The sequence below is a fragment of the Pseudomonas sp. genome (assembly GCF_030684895.1).
Taxonomy (GTDB): domain Bacteria; phylum Pseudomonadota; class Gammaproteobacteria; order Pseudomonadales; family Pseudomonadaceae; genus Aquipseudomonas.
This window is the reverse complement of the sequence record NZ_JAUXXP010000074.1, coordinates 1-19,757: the sequence shown is the minus strand read 5'-3', so window position 1 is coordinate 19,757 and position 19,757 is coordinate 1. Positions and strand designations below refer to the sequence as shown.

Annotated in this window: 20 protein-coding genes; 17 read left to right on the top strand and 3 right to left on the bottom strand. The window is 61.5% G+C overall.

What is annotated here, in order from left to right; all coding sequences use genetic code 11:
• Positions 1 to 142: 142 nt before the first annotated feature.
• The 13 genes from pdxA (at position 143) to Q8M42_RS16445 (ending at position 13,314) form a co-directional block, all read left to right on the top strand.
• Positions 143 to 1,144, top strand: coding sequence for a 4-hydroxythreonine-4-phosphate dehydrogenase PdxA (gene pdxA / locus Q8M42_RS16505; RefSeq protein ID WP_304867546.1), 1,002 nt, complete (start codon positions 143 to 145; stop codon positions 1,142 to 1,144).
• Between the two features lie 108 nt (positions 1,145 to 1,252).
• The gene (gene rsmA, locus Q8M42_RS16500) at positions 1,253 to 2,056 is read left to right on the top strand and encodes a 16S rRNA (adenine(1518)-N(6)/adenine(1519)-N(6))-dimethyltransferase RsmA (RefSeq protein WP_304867549.1); all 804 of its coding nucleotides are present in this window, start codon (positions 1,253 to 1,255) and stop codon (positions 2,054 to 2,056) included.
• A 41-nt stretch (positions 2,057 to 2,097) separates the two neighbouring features.
• The gene (gene apaG / locus Q8M42_RS16495; protein WP_304867552.1) at positions 2,098 to 2,478 is read left to right on the top strand and encodes a Co2+/Mg2+ efflux protein ApaG; all 381 of its coding nucleotides are present in this window, start codon (positions 2,098 to 2,100) and stop codon (positions 2,476 to 2,478) included.
• Positions 2,478 to 3,299: a symmetrical bis(5'-nucleosyl)-tetraphosphatase gene (locus tag Q8M42_RS16490; RefSeq protein WP_304867555.1), complete on the top strand. Its 822-nt coding sequence runs from the start codon at positions 2,478 to 2,480 to the stop codon at positions 3,297 to 3,299. The genes apaG and Q8M42_RS16490 overlap by 1 nt, the downstream gene beginning before the upstream one ends.
• The gene (glpE, locus tag Q8M42_RS16485; protein WP_304867557.1) at positions 3,296 to 3,625 is read left to right on the top strand and encodes a thiosulfate sulfurtransferase GlpE; all 330 of its coding nucleotides are present in this window, start codon (positions 3,296 to 3,298) and stop codon (positions 3,623 to 3,625) included. The genes Q8M42_RS16490 and glpE overlap by 4 nt, the downstream gene beginning before the upstream one ends.
• 417 nt (positions 3,626 to 4,042) lie before the next feature.
• Entirely contained in the window at positions 4,043 to 5,965 is a 1,923-nt protein-coding gene (locus tag Q8M42_RS16480) for a PrkA family serine protein kinase (protein WP_304867560.1), read from the top strand.
• 99 nt (positions 5,966 to 6,064) lie between these two features.
• Entirely contained in the window at positions 6,065 to 7,336 is a 1,272-nt protein-coding gene (locus Q8M42_RS16475) for a YeaH/YhbH family protein (RefSeq protein ID WP_275962391.1), read from the top strand.
• A complete protein-coding gene (locus Q8M42_RS16470) occupies positions 7,333 to 8,898 on the top strand; it encodes a SpoVR family protein (protein WP_304867564.1) in 1,566 nt (521 codons plus the stop codon). Before Q8M42_RS16475 ends, Q8M42_RS16470 begins: the two co-directional genes overlap by 4 nt.
• A 62-nt stretch (positions 8,899 to 8,960) precedes the next feature.
• The gene (locus Q8M42_RS16465; protein ID WP_304867567.1) at positions 8,961 to 9,473 is read left to right on the top strand and encodes a hypothetical protein; all 513 of its coding nucleotides are present in this window, start codon (positions 8,961 to 8,963) and stop codon (positions 9,471 to 9,473) included.
• A gap of 103 nt (positions 9,474 to 9,576) precedes the next feature.
• Positions 9,577 to 10,809, top strand: coding sequence for a multifunctional CCA addition/repair protein (locus tag Q8M42_RS16460; RefSeq protein WP_304867643.1), 1,233 nt, complete (start codon positions 9,577 to 9,579; stop codon positions 10,807 to 10,809).
• A 203-nt stretch (positions 10,810 to 11,012) separates the two neighbouring features.
• Positions 11,013 to 11,555: a YfiR family protein gene (locus Q8M42_RS16455; RefSeq protein ID WP_370692715.1), complete on the top strand. Its 543-nt coding sequence runs from the start codon at positions 11,013 to 11,015 to the stop codon at positions 11,553 to 11,555.
• Entirely contained in the window at positions 11,552 to 12,811 is a 1,260-nt protein-coding gene (locus Q8M42_RS16450; RefSeq protein WP_304867573.1) for a diguanylate cyclase domain-containing protein, read from the top strand. Before Q8M42_RS16455 ends, Q8M42_RS16450 begins: the two co-directional genes overlap by 4 nt.
• 26 nt (positions 12,812 to 12,837) lie before the next feature.
• Positions 12,838 to 13,314, top strand: coding sequence for an OmpA family protein (locus Q8M42_RS16445; RefSeq protein ID WP_370692716.1), 477 nt, complete (start codon positions 12,838 to 12,840; stop codon positions 13,312 to 13,314).
• Here the strand turns inward: Q8M42_RS16445 and folK are convergent, their stop codons facing one another.
• Both folK and folB read right to left on the bottom strand, forming a co-directional pair.
• A complete protein-coding gene (folK, locus tag Q8M42_RS16440; RefSeq protein ID WP_304867578.1) occupies positions 13,315 to 13,854 on the bottom strand; it encodes a 2-amino-4-hydroxy-6-hydroxymethyldihydropteridine diphosphokinase in 540 nt (179 codons plus the stop codon).
• Complete coding sequence (gene folB, locus Q8M42_RS16435) at positions 13,845 to 14,201, bottom strand: dihydroneopterin aldolase (protein WP_304867581.1); 357 nt, start codon at positions 14,199 to 14,201, stop codon at positions 13,845 to 13,847. The genes folK and folB overlap by 10 nt, the downstream gene beginning before the upstream one ends.
• A 74-nt stretch (positions 14,202 to 14,275) precedes the next feature.
• Between folB and plsY the strand changes: the two genes are divergently transcribed.
• Positions 14,276 to 14,845: a glycerol-3-phosphate 1-O-acyltransferase PlsY gene (gene plsY / locus Q8M42_RS16430; protein WP_304867584.1), complete on the top strand. Its 570-nt coding sequence runs from the start codon at positions 14,276 to 14,278 to the stop codon at positions 14,843 to 14,845.
• A 26-nt stretch (positions 14,846 to 14,871) separates the two neighbouring features.
• Here plsY and tsaD read toward each other — a convergent pair whose 3' ends face one another.
• The gene (gene tsaD / locus Q8M42_RS16425; RefSeq protein WP_304867587.1) at positions 14,872 to 15,897 is read right to left on the bottom strand and encodes a tRNA (adenosine(37)-N6)-threonylcarbamoyltransferase complex transferase subunit TsaD; all 1,026 of its coding nucleotides are present in this window, start codon (positions 15,895 to 15,897) and stop codon (positions 14,872 to 14,874) included.
• Between the two features lie 204 nt (positions 15,898 to 16,101).
• Between tsaD and rpsU the strand changes: the two genes are divergently transcribed.
• From rpsU to Q8M42_RS16410, 3 genes are all read left to right on the top strand, one after another.
• Positions 16,102 to 16,317, top strand: a complete 216-nt coding sequence (rpsU, locus tag Q8M42_RS16420; RefSeq protein ID WP_003296736.1) for a 30S ribosomal protein S21 — start codon at positions 16,102 to 16,104, stop codon at positions 16,315 to 16,317.
• Positions 16,318 to 16,481: 164 nt separating this feature from the next.
• Entirely contained in the window at positions 16,482 to 18,458 is a 1,977-nt protein-coding gene (gene dnaG, locus Q8M42_RS16415) for a DNA primase (protein WP_304867621.1), read from the top strand.
• 67 nt (positions 18,459 to 18,525) lie between these two features.
• Positions 18,526 to 19,757: RNA polymerase sigma factor region1.1 domain-containing protein (locus tag Q8M42_RS16410; protein ID WP_305284862.1), on the top strand; the 1,232-nt coding region annotated here is incomplete at its 3' end.

The window sequence follows — 19,757 nt, the reverse complement described above, 5'->3', positions numbered from 1 at the left end:
GACGCAGCTAGCGTACGCAACAAATCAAGCCCGGCTTTATGCACACGCAGAGCCGGGCTTTTTTTCGCCCGCTAATAACGCGTCTCTTTACTAACCGCCGCCGCACTAACAGAGTTGGCGCATAGCCACGGAGAGCTTCCCAATGACCACGCCCCGCCTTTTCGCACTGACTCCCGGCGAGCCTGCAGGCATAGGCCCTGACCTGTGCCTGCTGCTGGCACGCGAAGCACAACCACACCCGATCATCGCAATAGCCAGCCAACAACTGCTGGCCGACCGCGCGAAACTGCTAGGCCTGAACATCCAGCTGATTAGCGTCAGCCCCGCAGCCTGGCCGCAGCAGGCCGCCGCTTCCGGCAGCCTGTATGTCTGGGACACACCATTGGCAGCAACGGTCATTCCCGGTCAACTGAACAACGCTAACGCCGCCTATGTACTGCAAACCCTGACACGTGCCGGGCAAGGCTGCATCGACGGGCACTTCGCAGGGATGATCACCGCCCCCGTGCACAAAGGCGTGATCAACGACGCCGGTATTGCCTTCTCCGGCCATACCGAATTTCTTGCCGAGCTGACCCACACCGCGCAGGTGGTGATGATGCTCGCCACCCACGGCCTGCGCGTGGCGCTGGTGACGACGCACCTGCCACTCAAGGATGTGGCCGCAGCCATCACCCCTGAGCGCCTCAGCCGGGTCACACGTATTCTCGACCATGACCTGCGCACAAAATTCGCCATCGCCCAGCCGCGTATTCTGGTTTGCGGCCTCAACCCACATGCGGGTGAAGGCGGCCACCTGGGCCGGGAGGAGATCGAAGTGATCGAGCCCACCCTGCAGCAACTGCGCAGCGAAGGTATCGACCTGATCGGCCCGCTACCCGCCGACACCCTGTTCACCCCCAAGCACCTTGAGCATTGCGATGCGGTGCTGGCGATGTACCACGACCAGGGCTTGCCGGTGCTCAAATACAAAGGCTTTGGCGCAGCGGTAAACATCACCCTGGGCCTGCCCATCATCCGCACCTCAGTCGACCACGGCACCGCACTGGACCTGGCCGGTAGCGGCAAGATCGACAGCGGCAGCCTGCAGGTCGCCCTGCAAACCGCGTATGAAATGGCCGCCAGCCAGGTGAAAAGCGCCTGACTGCCACGCCCAGCACGGGGCGTACGCCGTCAATGCTGTTAAACTGCCGGGCTTTCTACCCGCGTTACATTCGCTTCAAGCCGATGCTTTGAAGCCTGGAGCTGCTGCATGTCCGAATACCAACACCGCGCGCGCAAGCGTTTCGGCCAGAACTTCCTGCATGACGCCGGAGTGATTCATCGCATCCTGCGCGCCATCCACGCCCGCGAAGGCGAGCACATGCTGGAAATCGGCCCAGGTCAGGGGGCGCTGACCGAAGGCCTGCTGAACAGCGGCGCGCAGCTCGACGTGATTGAACTCGACCGCGATCTAATCCCGATCCTGCAACACCAGTTCGGCAGCAACCCGCGTTTTCGCCTGAACCAGGGCGACGCCCTCAAGTTCGATTTCAATCAGCTGCAGGCCGCGCCGCACAGCCTGCGCGTGGTCGGCAACCTGCCGTATAACATCTCCACGCCGCTGATCTTCCACCTGCTGAGCAATGCCGCGCTGATTCGCGACATGCACTTTATGCTGCAGAAGGAAGTAGTCGAGCGCCTGGCCGCCGAGCCTGGCGGTGGCGATTGGGGCCGGCTGTCGATCATGGTGCAGTACCACTGCCGCGTGGAGCACCTGTTCAATGTCGGCCCGGGTGCGTTCAATCCACCGCCCAAAGTCGACTCAGCGATCGTCCGCCTGGTGCCGCACGACGTACTGCCGCATCCGGCCAAGGACCATCACCTGCTTGAACGCGTGGTGCGCGAAGCCTTCAACCAACGGCGCAAGACCCTGCGCAATACCTTGAAGAACTTACTGCCCGCAGCGGCAATTGAAGCCGCCGGCATCGACGGCAGCCTGCGCCCTGAACAATTGGACCTGGCTGCGTTTGTACGCCTGGCGGACAAACTGGCTGAACAACCCATCGCCGACTGACAGCGGCTAGACTGGGTTTCTGCCCACCGAGTTAATTACGCATGAGCGATTCGCGCTACAACATCGACGTCAGCGTCGTCACCCGCTACCTGCCGGAGCAGTCACAGCCGGAGCAGAACCGCTTCGCCTTCGCCTACACCGTCACGGTCAGCAATAAAGGCGAACTGCCGGCCAAACTGCTCTCGCGCCACTGGGTGATTACCGATGGCGATGGTCGCGTGCAGGAAGTGCGCGGTGCTGGCGTGATCGGCCAGCAGCCGCTGATCGAGGCTGGCGCCAGCCACACCTACAGCAGCGGCACCGTGATGACTACCCGCGTCGGCATCATGCAGGGCAGTTACCAGATGCTCGCCGACGACGGTAAACGCTTTGACGCCCTGATCGCGCCCTTCCGCCTTGCGGTGCCGGGCTCGCTGCACTGATGGCCACCTACGCCGTCGGCGACCTGCAAGGTTGCCTGAAACCCCTGCAATGCCTGCTTGAGCGCGTGGCTTTTGATCCGGCGCAGGACCAGCTGTGGCTGGTCGGTGACCTGGTCAATCGCGGCCCCGAGTCCCTGGCCACGCTGCGCTTTCTCTACGGCATCCGTGATGCACTGACCTGCGTGCTGGGCAATCACGACCTGCACCTGCTGGCCGTCGCGCACAACATCGAGCGCCTGAAGAAAGGCGACACCCTGCGCGAGATCATCGAAGCGCCGGATGCAGCGGACCTGCTCGACTGGCTGCGCCGGCAGAAGCTTCTGCATTACGACGAAGCCCGCGACACCGCCCTGGTGCATGCCGGCATACCGCCGCAGTGGACCATGAGCAAAGCGCTCAAGCGCGCCGCCGAAGTCGAAGAAGCCCTACGCGATGATGCGCGCATGCCACTGTTTCTCGACGGCATGTATGGCAACGAGCCGGCCAAGTGGCACGGCGATCTGCACGGCGTGACGCGCCTGCGAGTGATCACCAACTACTTCACCCGCATGCGTTTCTGCAAAGCCGACGGCACCCTCGACCTGAAGAGCAAGGAAGGCGTCGGCAGCGCACCACCGGGCTACGCCCCCTGGTTCAGCTACAACCAGCGCAAGACCCGTGACCAACGGATTATCTTCGGCCACTGGGCAGCGCTCGAAGGGCAATCCCCGCAGCCCAACGTGATCGCCCTGGATACCGGCTGCGTCTGGGGTGCGAGCATGACCCTGATGAATATTGATAGCGGCGAGAAATACAGCTGCGACTGTAAGGAGCAAGCATGAGCGAATTCAAACGCATCCCCCCTGAGCAGGCTCAGGCCTTACGCCAGCAGGGTGCAGTAGTGGTCGACATCCGTGATCCGCAGAGCTTCGCCGCCGGTCATATCAGCGGCTCGCAGCACCTCGACAACCACTCGTTGCACGCCTTTATCACCCAGGCCGATCTCGATGCGCCGCTGATTGTCGCCTGCTATCACGGCAACTCCAGCCAAAGTGCTGCGGCCTATCTGGTCGGCCAGGGTTTCAGTGATGTCTACAGCCTCGATGGCGGTTTTGAGCTATGGCGCGCCACCTTTCCCGATGACACCGCACACGCCTCCGAAGAATAATTTTTTTCACCGCCCAGGCCGCACCAGCAGCGGCCTGCCGGCACCTCCCGACCAACGGTAATATCCTGTTATCGTTGCGCGCCCCTTGACCCCGCCGATTCCGAACTATCCTTTAGCTCAGGCCATCCAAAACAAGGTAGAGCCGGCCAAACGGCATCGGGCCATCGGTAAGAACCTGTTCAAGGTCTCGCGAGCTAGGGTCATGCAAGGCAAGAACAGGCGAGGAAGCGGAGTTTACGGATGTAAATGAGCATTCCGAGCCTGTTCTTAACGCAGCAGGGCCGACGCGCAGCAGACGTTGGACACGTTCTAAGATTATTAGGTGTTCTGGGGGTTTATCCCGGCTGCATCCGCACCGGAGCTGCCAAGCACCTGACCGATCCCGCACCGGCTCTGCGCATCGAGCGAGGTGAAGTCATGAGCATTTTCAGCCACTTCCAACAACGTTTCGAAGCGACTCGCCAGGAGGAACTCACCCTCCAGGAGTACCTCGAACTGTGCAAGCAGGATCGAAGCGCCTATGCCTCGGCAGCCGAGCGCCTGTTGCTGGCGATTGGCGAGCCGGAACTGCTCGACACCTCGACCGACCCACGGCTGTCGCGGATCTTCTCCAACAAGGTGATCCGCCGTTACCCAGCCTTTGCCGATTTCCACGGCATGGAAGAGTGCATCGACCAGATTGTCTCCTACTTCCGCCATGCTGCTCAGGGCCTGGAAGAGAAGAAACAGATCCTCTACCTGCTCGGCCCGGTGGGCGGCGGTAAATCGTCCCTGGCGGAAAAGCTCAAGCACCTGATCGAGAAAGTGCCGTTCTACGCGATCAAGGGCTCGCCCGTGTTCGAGTCGCCGCTCGGCCTGTTCAGCGATGCCGAGGACGGCGCCATCCTCGAGGAGGATTACGGCATTCCGCGGCGCTACCTCAACAGCATCATGTCGCCCTGGGCCACCAAGCGCCTGCAGGAGTTCGGCGGCGATATCAGCCAGTTCCGCGTGGTCAAACTCTATCCCTCGATCCTTAACCAGATCGCCGTGGCCAAGACCGAGCCGGGCGATGAGAACAACCAGGACATCTCCGCATTGGTCGGCAAGGTGGATATCCGCAAGCTCGAGGAATACCCACAGAACGACGCCGACGCCTACAGCTACTCGGGCGCACTGTGCCGGGCCAACCAGGGCCTGATGGAATTCGTCGAGATGTTCAAGGCACCGATCAAGGTGCTGCATCCATTGCTCACCGCGACCCAGGAAGGCAACTACAACAGCACCGAAGGCCTCGGTGCGATCCCCTACAGCGGCATCCTGCTGGCCCACTCCAACGAGTCGGAATGGCACAGTTTCCGCAACAACAAGAACAACGAGGCGTTTATCGACCGCATCTACATCGTCAAGGTGCCGTACTGCCTGCGCGTGACCGACGAGATCAAGATCTACGACAAGCTGCTGTTCAACAGTTCCCTGGCCAAGGCCCACTGCGCGCCAGACACCCTGAAAATGCTCGCGCAGTTCTCCACCCTCAGCCGCCTGAAAGAGCCGGAAAACTCCAACGTCTACTCGAAGATGCGCGTGTACGACGGCGAAAACCTCAAGGACACCGACCCCAAGGCCAAGTCAATTCAGGAGTACCGCGACACCGCTGGCGTCGATGAAGGCATGAACGGTCTGTCGACCCGTTTCGCCTTCAAGATCCTCTCCAAGGTGTTCAACTTCGACCCGCACGAGATCGCCGCCAACCCGGTGCACCTGCTCTACGTGCTGGAGCAGCAGATTGAGCAGGAGCAATTCCCCGCCGAGGTGCGCGAGCGTTACCTGCGCTTTATCAAGGAGTACCTGGCGCCGCGTTATATCGAGTTTATCGGCAAGGAAATCCAGACTGCTTATCTGGAGTCCTACAGCGAGTATGGGCAGAACATCTTCGACCGCTACGTGCTGTATGCCGACTTCTGGATTCAGGATCAGGAGTACCGCGACCCGGAAACCGGCGAGATCCTCAACCGCGTAGCACTAAACGAAGAGCTGGAGAAAATCGAAAAACCTGCTGGCATCAGCAACCCGAAGGATTTCCGCAACGAGATCGTCAACTTCGTGCTGCGCGCCCGGGCCAACAACAATGGCAAGAATCCGACCTGGCTCAGTTACGAAAAGCTGCGCGTGGTGATCGAGAAAAAAATGTTCTCCAACACCGAGGACCTGCTGCCGGTCATCAGCTTCAACGCCAAAGCGAGCAAGGAGGATCAACAGAAGCACAACGACTTTGTCACTCGCATGGTCGAGCGCGGTTACACCGACAAGCAGGTACGCCTGCTGTCCGAGTGGTATCTGCGGGTTCGTAAATCGCAATAACGCGGCCTGACGCGACAGGCTGCCAGCGGCTACAGGGCGCGCGACCAACGCCGCCCTGTGTTGGCTACGCCTGATGTCTGCAGCGCACGGAGGGCAGTTATGAGCCATGTGATCGACCGACGTCTGAACGGTAAAAACAAGAGCACGGTGAACCGCCAACGCTTTCTGCGGCGTTACCGTGATCACATCAAGAAGGCCGTGGAAGAGGCGGTCAGCCGCCGCTCCATCACCGATATGGAGCACGGCGAACAGATCAGCATCCCCGGCCGCGATATCGACGAGCCGGTGCTGCACCACGGCCGTGGCGGCCGCCAAACCACCGTCCATCCCGGCAACCGCGAGTTCACCACCGGCGAGAAGATTGCCCGCCCGCAAGGCGGTGGCAGCGGCCAAGGCGCCGGCAAGGCGAGCAACTCCGGCGAAGGAATGGACGAGTTCGTCTTCCAAATCACCCAGGAGGAATTCCTCGACTTTATGTTCGAGGATCTCGAACTACCCAATTTGATCAAACGCCACCTGACCGGCAGCGACACCTTCAAAAGCGTGCGCGCCGGGATCAGCAATGAAGGCAATCCATCGCGCATCAATATCGTCCGTACCCTGCGCTCGGCCCATGCCCGGCGCATCGCCCTCTCAGGCAGCAGCCGCAACAAACTCAAGAGTGCTCAGGCCGAACTGGAACGCCTGAAGCTGGAACAGCCGGACAACCTTGGCGATATCCAGGCGCTTGAAGAGGAAGTCAGCAAACTGCGTGCGCGGATCAAGCGCATCCCCTTTCTCGACACCTTCGACCTCAAGTACAACCTGCTGGTCAAACAGCCCAACCCCAGCTCCAAGGCAGTGATGTTTTGCCTGATGGACGTGTCCGGCTCGATGACCCAGTCGACCAAGGACATCGCCAAGCGCTTCTTTATCCTCTTGTACCTGTTCCTCAAACGGAACTACGACAAGATCGAGGTGGTGTTTATCCGCCACCACACCAGCGCCCGCGAGGTGGATGAGGAGGAGTTCTTCTACTCGCGCGAGACCGGCGGCACCATCGTCTCCAGCGCGCTCAAGCTGATGCAGGAGATCATGGCTGAGCGCTATCCGATCAACGAATGGAATATCTACGCCGCCCAGGCGTCGGATGGCGACAACTGGAATGATGACTCGCCGATCTGCCGGGATATATTGATCAAGCAGATCATGCCGTTCGTGCAGTACTTCACTTACGTCGAGATCACCCCGCGCGAGCACCAGGCGCTGTGGTTCGAATACGAGCAGGTCAGCGAAGCCTTCGCCGACACCTTCGCCCAGCAGCAGCTGGTCTCGGCCGGCGACATCTACCCGGTATTCCGCGACCTGTTCCAGCGGAGGCTAGCCACATGAGCAGCAAAGACAAACGCCGCCAACCGATCTCCACCGGCTCGGAATGGACCTTCGAGCTGATCCGTCAGTACGACCGCGAAATCGGCCGACTCGCCGAACGCTATGCCCTGGACACCTACCCCAACCAGATCGAGGTGATCACTGCCGAGCAGATGATGGACGCCTATGCCTCGGTTGGTATGCCGCTGGGTTACCACCATTGGTCCTACGGCAAACACTTCCTCAGCACCGAAAAGGGCTACAAGCGCGGACAGATGGGCCTGGCCTACGAGATCGTGATCAACTCCGACCCGTGCATCGCCTACCTGATGGAAGAGAACACCATCTGCATGCAGGCCCTGGTGATCGCCCATGCCTGCTACGGCCACAACAGCTTCTTCAAGGGCAACTACCTGTTTCGCACCTGGACCGATGCCAGCTCGATCATCGATTACCTGGTGTTTGCCAAGCAGTACATCATGCAATGCGAGGAGCGCCACGGCATCGACGCGGTGGAGGACCTGCTCGACTCCTGCCATGCGCTGATGAACTACGGCGTCGACCGTTACAAACGCCCCTATCCGATTTCCGCCGAGGAAGAACGGCGGCGCATGAAAGACCGCGAAGAGCACCTGCAAAAGCAGATCAACGACCTCTGGCGCACCATCCCGAAAAACGCCAGCAAGGGCAGCGACAAGGACAACAAGCGCTTCCCGGCCGAGCCGCAGGAAAACATCCTGTATTTCCTGGAGAAACACGCACCGCTGCTGGAGCCCTGGCAGCGCGAGATCATCCGTATCGTGCGCAAGATCGCCCAGTATTTCTACCCGCAGCGCCAGACCCAGGTGATGAACGAAGGCTGGGCGACCTTCTGGCACTACACCCTGATGAACGACCTGTACGACGAGGGCCTGGTTACCGAAGGTTTTATGATCGAGTTTCTCCAGTCGCACACCAGCGTGGTCTACCAGCCGCCGTTCGACAGCCCCTACTACAGCGGCATCAACCCCTACGCCCTGGGCTTTGCCATGTACCGCGACATTCGCCGCATCTGTGAGGAACCAACGGAAGAAGATCGCCGCTGGTTCCCGGAGATTGCCGGCAGTGACTGGCTAAGCACCCTGAAATTCGCCATGAACAGCTTCAAGGACGAGAGTTTTATCCTGCAGTACTTGTCGCCCAAGGTGATCCGCGACCTCAAGCTGTTCAGCATTCTCGATGACGACCAGAAAGACGAACTCTACGTCCCAGCGATTCACGACGAACCCGGCTACCAGCAGATTCGCGAAACCCTGGCCGCGCAATACAACCTGGGCAACCGCGAACCCAATGTGCAGATTTGGAGCATCGACCGCCGTGGCGACCGCTCGTTGACCCTGCGCCACCAGCAGCATGACCGCAAACCGCTGGGCAGCTCCACCGAGGAGGTGCTAAAACACCTGCACCGCCTGTGGGGGTTCAATATCCACCTGGAGCTGTACCAGGGTGAACAACTGATCGGCACCCAGTATGTGCCGCCCAAGCATGAAGCCGAACATGACAGCGACTACCCGCGCCTCGACCTGATGATCCCGCCCATTTGATCGGTTGCGCGCCCACGATGCCAAGCACCAGCATGCGCAGCAGACCAACCGGGAATCTGCCGATGCGCCTGTTTATCGTATTACTGCTGTGTCTGGCACTGGCCACCTGCAGCAACCAGCTGCCCCGCGCCCAGGTGCTAACCCCCGCCAGCGCCGAACTGACGGGCAAGCGCAGCTTCAGCCTGATTGCCGCTGAACAGGCCGTAGCAGGCGACGTGCCATTTGCCGAGCGCTATGCACAGCTTGAGCAATTGCTGCGCGAAGGCTTGAGTGCACGCGGTTACCAGGCCAACCCGCAGGCAGAGATTCAGGTGTATTACTGGCTGGCGGTGCAGGACAGCCCGCTCGACTTCAAGATCGACGCCGCCCCACCCACCCCGCTCGGCCCCTACCAGGCGATCCACCGCCTGCGCGATGAAACCGGCACACTGCGCATCCGCCTGACCACCCCAGCGCAGCACACCCTCTGGGAAGGCCTGATCAGCACAGGCCTGAGCCCCGCCAAAGACAGCGCCGAACTGCTGGAGCGCGCCACTCAAGCGCTATTGCAGCAGGTTCCGCTAGCCAGCCCGTAGCCCGGATACAATCCGGGAACACGCTAAAACCCTCAGAACTGCATCCAGGCTACCCCTCGTCAGCGGCCAGCCGCTATCCTCCGCACTTAGCGGAGGAACCATGATGCAGATTTACAAAGTAGGCGGCGCAGTACGCGACCGCCTGTTAGGCCGCGAGGTTAGCGAGATCGACTGGGTCGTGGTCGGCGCCAGCGCCGAACAAATGCTCGAATTGGGCTACCGCCCGGTGGGTGCGGATTTCCCGGTATTTCTGCATCCGCAGACCGGCGAGGAATACGCCCTGGCCCGCACCGAGCGTAAAAGCGGGCGTGGCTACGGCGGCTTCACCTTCTTCGCCAGCCCGGAAGTCACCCTGGAAGAAGACCTGATCCGCCGCGACCTAACCGTCAACGCCATGGCCGAGGACGATCACGGCACGCTGATCGACCCCTACGGTGGCCAGCGTGACCTCGCAGCTCGGCTGCTACGCCATGTATCTCCGGCCTTCGCCGAAGACCCGCTGCGCGTGCTGCGCGTCGCCCGCTTTGCCGCCCGTTACGCGCCACTGGGTTTCAGCGTAGCGCCAGAAACCCTGGCGCTAATGCGCGAACTGAGCGAGTCCGGCGAGCTAGGTGCGCTGACGCCAGAGCGCAGCTGGAAAGAAATCTCCCGCGCGCTGATGGAGCCGCGCCCCGATGTATTTATCCAGGTGCTACGCGACTGCGGTGCGCTGCGTGTTCTGCTGCCGGAAGTCGACGTGCTGTTCGGCATCCCGCAGCCACCGGCCCATCACCCGGAAATCGACACCGGCGTGCACGTGCTCAGCGTGCTGCGCCAATGCGCCGAACACCAGCAGCCGCTGACGGTGCGCTGGGCCTGTCTACTTCATGATGTCGGCAAGGGCCTTACCCCCGAGGCCGAGTGGCCACGCCACATCGCCCATGAACACAAGGGCCTGAAGCTGATCCGGGCGATCAACCAGCGCTGCAAGGCGCCCAAGGATTGCCAGGAGCTTGCCCTACAGGTCGGTGAGTTTCACACCCACGGCCACCGCGCCCTGGAGCTCAAGCCCTCGACCCTGCTCAAGCTGCTGCAAAGCTTCGATGTGTTCCGCCGCCCGCAGCGTTTTGAAGAGTTTATCGCCGCCTGCGAAATGGACGCCCGCGGCCGCCTCGGTCTGGAGCAGCGCGCCTACCCACAAGCCGACTACCTGCGCGCCGCCATGCACGCCGCCCGCACAGTAGCCGTGCAACCGCTGCTCGCACGCGGCCTGCAAGGGGCCGAACTGGGCAACGCATTGCAGGAAGAACGCCTGCAGGCGTTGCAGCAATTTCGCCAGAACCACCCTCAGGCGTAGCGTTACGCGCAGCACACTGATAGGCTGCAGGCCTTGCAGCACTAGGCCTCCAGCCTTATCACGCATAAATTTTGACGCCAAAATCTAAGCGCGTGAGCTTTACTCAACAAGAGCCTGCCGTGCACCGCGCCAACGCGCGTCGCCTCAGCGCCGAACAGGCCAAGCCGGAGACCTTTACCTTGCATCTGAATCGTCCAGTGTTTATGCGCGCCAATCGAAAAGTCCTCTGCTGCACCCTACTGGCACTCTTGCCGGCACTGGCCCATGCCGAACCAGCCGACGCCGACAGCGCCACGCTGCGCGCCACTCAGGTCGCCCATGTGGTGCACGGCATCCTCAGCTATGCGCGCTGGCCGCAGCAGCCCGAAACCCTGCGCCTGTGCGTGATTGCCCCAACCGAGTACGCCGACTTGCTGTGGCAGAACCACGAGCTGGAATCCCGCCAGCCAGTACAGACCAAGCGCCTGCTGGTTGACAGCCCATTGCTGGAAACCGACTGCGAAGCTGTCTATCTCGGGGTGATCGAGGACAGCCAGCGGATTGCCCTGTTCAGCCGCCTGGTCGGCAAACCCATCCTGACCATCAGCGAATCCAGCCAGGCCTGCAGCGAAGGCAGTCTGTTCTGCCTGGGCATCAGCGATGAGCATGTGGGGTTCAAGGTCAATCTCGACGCCGTCGCGCGCAGCGGTATCCGCATTCACCCGAACGTGCTGCAGTTGGGCAAGCGCGCAGGACCGCAACCATGAACCGCAGAAAGCCCGAAGTCATCCAGCAGCGCCCGAGCCTGCGCCGCCTGCTGCATAACGCTCACCTGCGTGTCGCGTTGCTGGCCATGGGCCTGACCAGCCTGTCGCTGACCCTGGTCAGCCTGCTCGCGCTTAGCACCTACGCCAGCCACAACCTGCAACTGATCGCCCGCTCCCTGGCCTACACCCTGGAAGCCGCCGTGGTGTTCAACGACCGCGCAGCGGTGCGCGACGCCCTGGAGCAGATCTGCAAGACCGAGGAAATCGCCCAGGTGGCCGTCTTCGATAAAGACGGCGCGCTGCTCGCCAGCCTGGACGCAGCCAATAACACCGTACTCAACAACGCCGAGCAATCAATCGCCCGCCTGCTGCTGCCGGACGTGGTGATTCAACCCATCACCTATCAGGGCCAACAGATCGGCGCCCTGCACCTCAGCGGCCAAGGCACCACCCTGCTGCGCTTCCTGATCGGCGGCCTGCTTGGCCTGCTGGCCAGTCTGGCGCTCAGCGCACTGGGCGCCACCTATGGCTCCAAGCGCATACAGCGGGCAATCACCCAGCCGCTGCGTAACCTGTCGCAAGTAGCGCACAACATTTCCGTGGAGCGCACCTTCAACCAGCGCGTGCCGGCCACCCATATCGCCGACCTCAACGAGCTAGCCGAAGACTTCAACGCCCTGCTTGATCAACTGGAGGCCTGGCAGCATCAGCTGGAACGCGAGAACGCCTCGCTGGCGCACCAGGCCAGCCACGACGCTCTGACCGGGCTGCCCAACCGCGCCTTCTTCGAGTCGCGCTTGCTCGGCAGCATGCGCGAGGCCCGCGACAGCCAGACGCAAATGGCCGTGCTGTTTCTCGACAGCAACCGTTTCAAGGAAATCAACGATCAGCTCGGCCACGCCGCCGGCGATGCGGTGCTGATCGCCATTGCCCAGCGCCTGCGCGCCCAATTGCGTGAAGGCGACACCGTGGCGCGTCTGGGCGGCGACGAGTTTGCCGTGCTGCTCAAACCCATCCACCACGAAGACGATGCGGTGCTGATCGCCGACAAGATCATCGACAGCATGCACGAACCCATCGCCCTACCCGAAGGCGGCAGCATCACCACCTCCCTGAGTATCGGCATCGCCCTCTACCCGGAGCACGCCGACAACCCCGAAGCCCTGGTGCACGAGGCGGACGTTGCCATGTACCACGCCAAACGCAGCCAGGGCGGGCGAACCATGGCCAGAGGCCAGGATTCACTTACCAACTGAAAAGGAGCTTCATTGTGCGCAGCTTAATGCGATTGATCTTTATCGGCGTGCTCGGCGCGGCACTGTTCATCAGCGGCTGCCAGAGCACACCCAAAGGCCTCAGTGCCGAGCAGGTGGCCTTGCTCAAGAGCCATGGTTTCCAGTGGACCGAAGACGGCTGGGAACTCGGCCTCTCCGGCAAAGTGCTGTTCGACACCGACTCGGAAGTCGTCTCCAGCGCCAGCACCGCGCAACTGACGCAAATCACCCAGGCACTGCTGGGCGTCGGTATTCAGCAGGTGCGCCTGGAAGGCCACACCGACAATGTCGGCCAGCCGGCTTATAACCAACAACTGTCGCTGCGCCGCGCCCAGACGGTGGCGGCTGTGATGCAAGGTGCGGGGATGGATGCGCAGCTGATTGCCACGCAGGGCATGGGCCAGAGCAAACCAATTGCCGACAACAACACCGCCGAAGGGCGCAGCGAGAACCGCCGCGTGGCGATTATCGTCAGCACGCCCTGATCAGGGCTTGGCCGGATACTCGGCGCACAGCGCAGACGGCGTCAGCTGCTGCTCGCGCCAGCTGAATGCCACCGGCCACAGCTGCTGATCAATCTGCGCCGCCTGCCACAGCTCGGCAAAGCTGCGCTGCTGCGCCGGATGCAGGACATCCGGCGCCAGCAAGGCTAGCGGCCAGAGCACAAAGGCGTTCTTGAGGATTTCCGCCCGCGGCAGAATCAAGCCGTCGAAGTTGCCGACCAGATCGCCGTACAGCAGCACGTCGATATCCAGCGGCAGGCCTTTGCGTTCAGGCGCGTAGCGGCCGTTATCGGCTTCGATAAATTTCAGCCGACGGTCCAGTTCACCCAGCGGCAGCTCGCTATAGCCGGCCACCACCAGATTGAAGAACGGCCCGCTCTTGATGCCCACTGCCTGGCTTTCAAACACCGGCGAGCAGCGCATCTCACTGAGCAGGCCGGCGAGCGCATCAAGGCCGGCGCACAGGTGCGCTTCGCGGCCGATATTGCTGCCCAGGCCAAGTAGAACGGGAATTAGCGACATCCGCGCTCGATCTCCACGCCCACCCCACCACTGGCCGCCGGCACCGCACCGGGCTTGGTCAGCTTGAGCCGTACCCAGGGAACCTGGAACTCAGCCATGAGCAACTCGACCAGCCGCTCGGCGAAGGTTTCCACCAGGATAAACTGCGACTCGCTGGCAAACGCCTGAATCCGCTGCGAGACCTTGGCGTAATCCAGCGCCTTGTCCAGCTCATCACCGGCGGCAGCGGGACGGTTATCCCAGCCCAGGTACAGGTCCAGACGCAAACACTGGCGAATGGTGCGCTCCCAGTCGTAGGCACCGATCACCGTATCGACTTCCAGACCCTCGATAAAAACTGTGTCCAAGCACGCTCTCCGTGGCACGACAAGGCTGCCGCACCTAGTTAGAATCAGGGCTCCCTTGCCCCGGAATGGATACCATGTTTTGGCTGTTGGCGACCCTCGCCTACCTGCTCGGCTCGTTGTCCTTCGCCATTCTGCTCAGCCGCCTAAGCGGCGGACCGGACCCGCGCGCCAGTGGCTCGGGCAATCCCGGTGCCACCAATATGTTCCGCGTCGCCGGCAAACGCCTGGCCATCCTCACGCTGATCGGCGACCTGCTCAAAGGCCTGCTGCCGGTACTGATCGCCAGCCTGCTCGACTTCAGCCTGCAGCAACAAGCCTGGGTCGGCCTGGCAGCCGTTGTCGGCCACCTGTATCCGCTGTACTTCAACTTCCGTGGCGGCAAGGGTGTCGCCACGGCCGCTGGCATGCTCCTGGGCCTGTACCCGCCCGCTGCCTTGCTGGCCGTTGCTGCCTGGTTGCTGACCTTTGTCCTGACCCGTACCAGCTCGCTGGCCGCACTGATTGCCACGCCGCTGACCCTGCCACTGCTGGCCTGGCAACAACCCGACGCACTGCTTCCCGTTTGCGTACTGACCGGGCTGATCGTCTGGCGCCATCGCGGCAATTTACGCGATCTGTTCGCCGGCCGTGAGCGGCATTTCTAAATAGCCCGGCTGAATACGGCCCATGCTTAAAGGGCCGGCAGTTGCTCCATCGGCCAACGCGCCTGCACCTTGATGCTCAAATCCTCATGCTGCCCCGCCAGCAAGCGCTGGCAGCCGGCGTAGGCGATCATTGCGCCGTTATCCGTGCAGAACGCCGGGCGGGCGTAGAACACCTCGCCCTTGAGCTCAGCAAGCATTTTCTCCAGCGACTGGCGCAGCGCCTGGTTGGCACTCACACCGCCGGCGATAACCAGGTTATTCAACCCGGTTTGCTTCAGTGCACGCTTGCATTTGATGGTCAGGGTATCGACCACCGCCTGCTGGAACGCCAGGGCGATGTCGCAGCGGGTCTGCTCAGAGTTGTCGCCTGCCGCCTGGCACTGCTGCCAGGTGTTCAGGGTGAAGGTCTTCAGGCCGCTGAAGCTGAATTCCAGCCCAGGGCGATCAGTCATCGGCCGCGGAAACTTGAAACGCCCAGGCGTGCCGCTCAGCGCCAGACGGGCAATCTCCGGCCCACCGGGATACTGCAGGCCCATCAATTTGGCGGTTTTGTCGAAGGCCTCGCCTGCAGCATCATCCAAAGACTCACCGAGCAACTGGTATTGACCGATGCCATCGACACGCACCAGCTGGGTATGCCCGCCCGACACCAACAAAGCGACGAACGGAAAAGCCGGTGGTTGTTCTTCCAACATCGGCGCCAGCAGATGGCCTTCCATGTGATGCACACCGAGCGCTGGAATACCCCAGGCAAAGGCCAGCGCCTGCGCGCAGGACGCGCCCACCAGCAGCGCGCCGACCAGGCCGGGGCCGGCCGTATAGGCGATGGCGTCGATGTCAGTCGCCACGCAGTCGGCCTCACTCAACACCTGGCGGATCAACGGCAGCATGCGTTTGACGTGATCGCGCGAGGCCAACTCCGGCACCACGCCGCCATACACACGGTGCAGGTCAATCTGACTGAACAGCGCATCGGCCAGCAGGCCACGCTCGCTGTCGTAGAGCGCGACACCGGTTTCGTCGCAGGAGGTTTCCAATCCCAGAACCAACATGGGCAGTGCCTTGTAGTAGAGTGTGCAACTTCGAAGGCGCGCATGATAAAGGCCGCTGGCGCGAGCCGGCCAGCGCTTTTCGATCAGAGGCTTTGCATTCCTCGCGATGAGGCGGTAACATCCGCAACCCTTAAAAACCTACGTTCTCCAGCGCCATTTGCCAGGAGTAACGTTACCCCCGGTAATAAAGAAGGTAAGCCCTGGATGCCAGCCGTCAAAGTTAAAGAGAACGAACCCTTCGACGTAGCTCTGCGTCGTTTCAAGCGCTCCTGCGAAAAAGCCGGTGTTCTGGCTGAAGTTCGCAGCCGCGAATTCTACGAAAAGCCGACTTCCGAGCGTAAGCGCAAAGCAGCAGCCGCTGTTAAGCGTCACGCCAAGAAAGTGCAGCGCGAGCAGCGCCGCAGCGTTCGCCTGTACTAATCACCGCAGCTTCGTCTGCACGATTAGCTACAAGCAACGCCTGACACCCGGCTTCGGCCGGGTTTCGCTTTTAGACTCCGCGCCACCCTCGGGTGACGATCGGAGTCTTTTAGTTTTTGCCTCCACCTGTTCTGCCCCAGCGCATGACAGTATTCTGAGCGCCTATGGCCGGCCTGATCCCACAGTCTTTTATCGATGACCTGCTCAACCGCACCGATATCGTCGACGTGGTCGCCTCGCGCATCCAGCTGAAAAAGGCCGGCAAAAACTACACCGCCTGCTGCCCCTTCCACAAAGAAAAAACCCCCTCGTTCAGCGTCAGCCCGGACAAACAGTTCTATTACTGCTTTGGCTGCGGCGCCGGCGGCAACGCCCTGGGTTTTGTCATGGACCACGACCAACTGGATTTTCCCCAGGCAATCGAGGACCTGGCCAAGCGCGCCGGCATGGAAGTGCCGCGCGAGGAAGGTGGCCGCAACAACAAACCGCGCCAACCCACCGACTCGCCGCTGTACCCGCTGCTGACGGCCGCCGCCGAGTTCTACAAACAGGCGCTGAAAAGCCACCCGCAACGTAAAGCCGCAATTGAGTACCTGAAAGGCCGCGGCCTGTCCGGCGAGATCGCCCGCGACTTCGGCATGGGTTTCGCGCCACCCGGCTGGGACAACCTGCTCAAGCACCTGGCCAGCGACAGCCTGCAACAGAAGGCGATGATCGACGCTGGCCTGCTGGTGGAGAACGCCGAAAGCGGCAAACGCTACGACCGCTTCCGCGACCGCATCATGTTCCCCATCCGCGACAGCCGTGGCCGAGTGATCGCCTTCGGCGGCCGGGTACTGGGTGACGAGAAGCCGAAGTACCTGAACTCCCCGGAAACCCCAGTGTTCCATAAGGGCCAGGAGCTTTACGGGCTATTCGAGGCGCGCAAACACAACCGCGACCTCGACGAGATCATGGTCGTCGAGGGCTATATGGACGTGATTGCCCTGGCCCAACAAGGCCTGCGCAACGCCGTCGCCACCCTCGGCACGGCCACCAGCGAAGAACACCTCAAGCGCCTGTTTCGCGTCGTGCCCAGCGTATTGTTCTGCTTCGATGGCGACGCCGCCGGGCGCAACGCCGCCTGGCGCGCCCTGGAGGCGACCCTATCGAGCCTTCAGGACGGCCGCCGCGCGCGCTTTCTGTTCCTGCCCGACGGCGAAGACCCAGACACCCTGGTGCGTAGCGAAGGCACCGACGCCTTCCGCGCACGGATCAATCAGCATGCGCAGCCACTGGCCGACTATTTCTTCCAGCAACTCAGTGAAGAAGCCGACCCGCGCTCCCTGGAAGGCAAGGCGCACCTGATGACCCTGGCCGCACCGCTGATCGACAAGATCCCCGGCAACAACCTGCGCGCCCTGATGCGCCAGCGCCTGAGCGAAATCACCGGATTGTCCGGCGAAGCCCTACAGCAAATGGCGCCAACTGCGCGCAGCAGCCAGCCAAGCCAGAACAGCGCACCACCCAGCGACTACCCGGATTACCCCGAGATTCCCGACAGCGCCTATTACGATGTCGAGCCGAGCCGCAACGAATACGAAAACCCCAGCCCCGCGCCGGAGTTTGAACGCAATAAAGGCAAGGGCAACTGGAAGAAAGACGGCGGCAAGTGGAGCAAGAAGGGCCAGGGCGAGTTCGCACCGCGCGCCCCACGCACGGCAGTCAGCGTCGAATCGCCGCACCTGAGCGCGCTGCGCACCCTGCTGCACCATCCACAATTGGCGCAGAAGGTCGAAGATGTCAGCCATTTCGCCGCCGAAGACGATACCTACGCCCAGCTGCTGGTCGCCTTGCTCGGCGCCCTGCAAAAAAGCCCCAACCTGCGCTCGCTGCAACTGATCGCACGCTGGCATGGCACCGAACAGGGCCGTCTATTGCGCGCCCTGGCCGAAAAGGAATGGCTGATTTCAGCCGACAACCTTGAACAACAGTTTTTCGACACTATAACTAGTCTAGTAGCCCGCCAACGCGAGCGCAGCCTGGAACATTTGCTGCGCAAAGCCCGTCAAAGTGAGTTGAGCGCAGAGGAGAAAGATCAGCTGCGCAGCTTGCTGAGCCGTAATGCATCACCGGTAATCCCGAGTCCAACTGGCGCTTAGGGGTGTTACTCGGGTATAATCCGCGGCTTGTTTTTTGCCCGCCAAGACCTTCAGTGGATAGGGTGTTATGTCCGGAAAAGCGCAACAGCAGTCTCGTATCAAAGAGTTGATCACCCTGGGTCGTGAGCAGAAGTATCTGACTTACGCAGAGGTCAACGACCACCTACCGGAAGATATTTCTGATCCGGAGCAGGTGGAAGACATCATCCGCATGATCAACGACATGGGGATCCCCGTACACGAGAGTGCTCCCGATGCGGACGCCCTTATGTTGGCCGACGCCGATACCGACGAGGCAGCCGCTGAAGAAGCCGCTGCAGCGCTGGCAGCGGTGGAGACTGATATCGGCCGCACGACGGACCCGGTGCGCATGTATATGCGTGAAATGGGTACCGTGGAATTGCTGACCCGCGAAGGCGAGATCGAAATCGCCAAACGCATCGAGGAAGGCATCCGTGAAGTGATGGGCGCTATCGCTCATTTCCCCGGCACTGTCGACAGCATTCTGGCCGAGTACACCCGTGTTACCACCGATGGTGGTCGCCTGGTTGAAGTCCTCAGCGGCTATATCGATCCGGATGACGGCATCGTTCCCGCTGAAGCGGCTGCGCCTGTCCCAGTTAAAGACGGCGACGCTGCCGAAGAAACTGACGACGACGAAGCTGATTCCAGCGATGACGAGGAAGAAGAAGGCGACGGCGGTCCGGACCCAGAAGAGGCCCTGCGCCGCTTCACCGCGATTGGCGACGCCCTTGAACTCGCCAAGAAAGCCCTGAAAAAGCACGGCCGCAGCAGTAAGCAAGGCATTGCCGCGCTGAAAGAAATGGCTGAGCTGTTCATGCCGATCAAGCTCGTACCTAAACAGTACGATGCACTGGTTGTGCGTGTGCGCAGCTCCCTGGAGCGCCTGCGCGCCCAGGAACGCGCCATCATGCAACTCTGCGTACGTGATGCCCGCATGCCGCGCGCCGACTTCCTGCGCCTGTTCCCAGGCAATGAAATTGACGTCGAGTGGTCCGCAGGCCTGGCCAAAGGCAAGGCCAAGTACGCCGAAGCCATTGGCACCATGCAAGCCGACATCCAGCGCTGCCAGCAAAAGCTGTCTGCCCTGGAAGCTGAGTGCGAGCTGACCCTGGCTGAAATCAAGGACATCAACCGTCGCATGTCGATCGGCGAGGCCAAGGCCCGTCGCGCGAAGAAAGAAATGGTTGAAGCGAACTTGCGTCTGGTGATCTCGATTGCCAAGAAGTACACCAACCGTGGCCTGCAGTTCCTCGACCTGATCCAGGAAGGCAACAT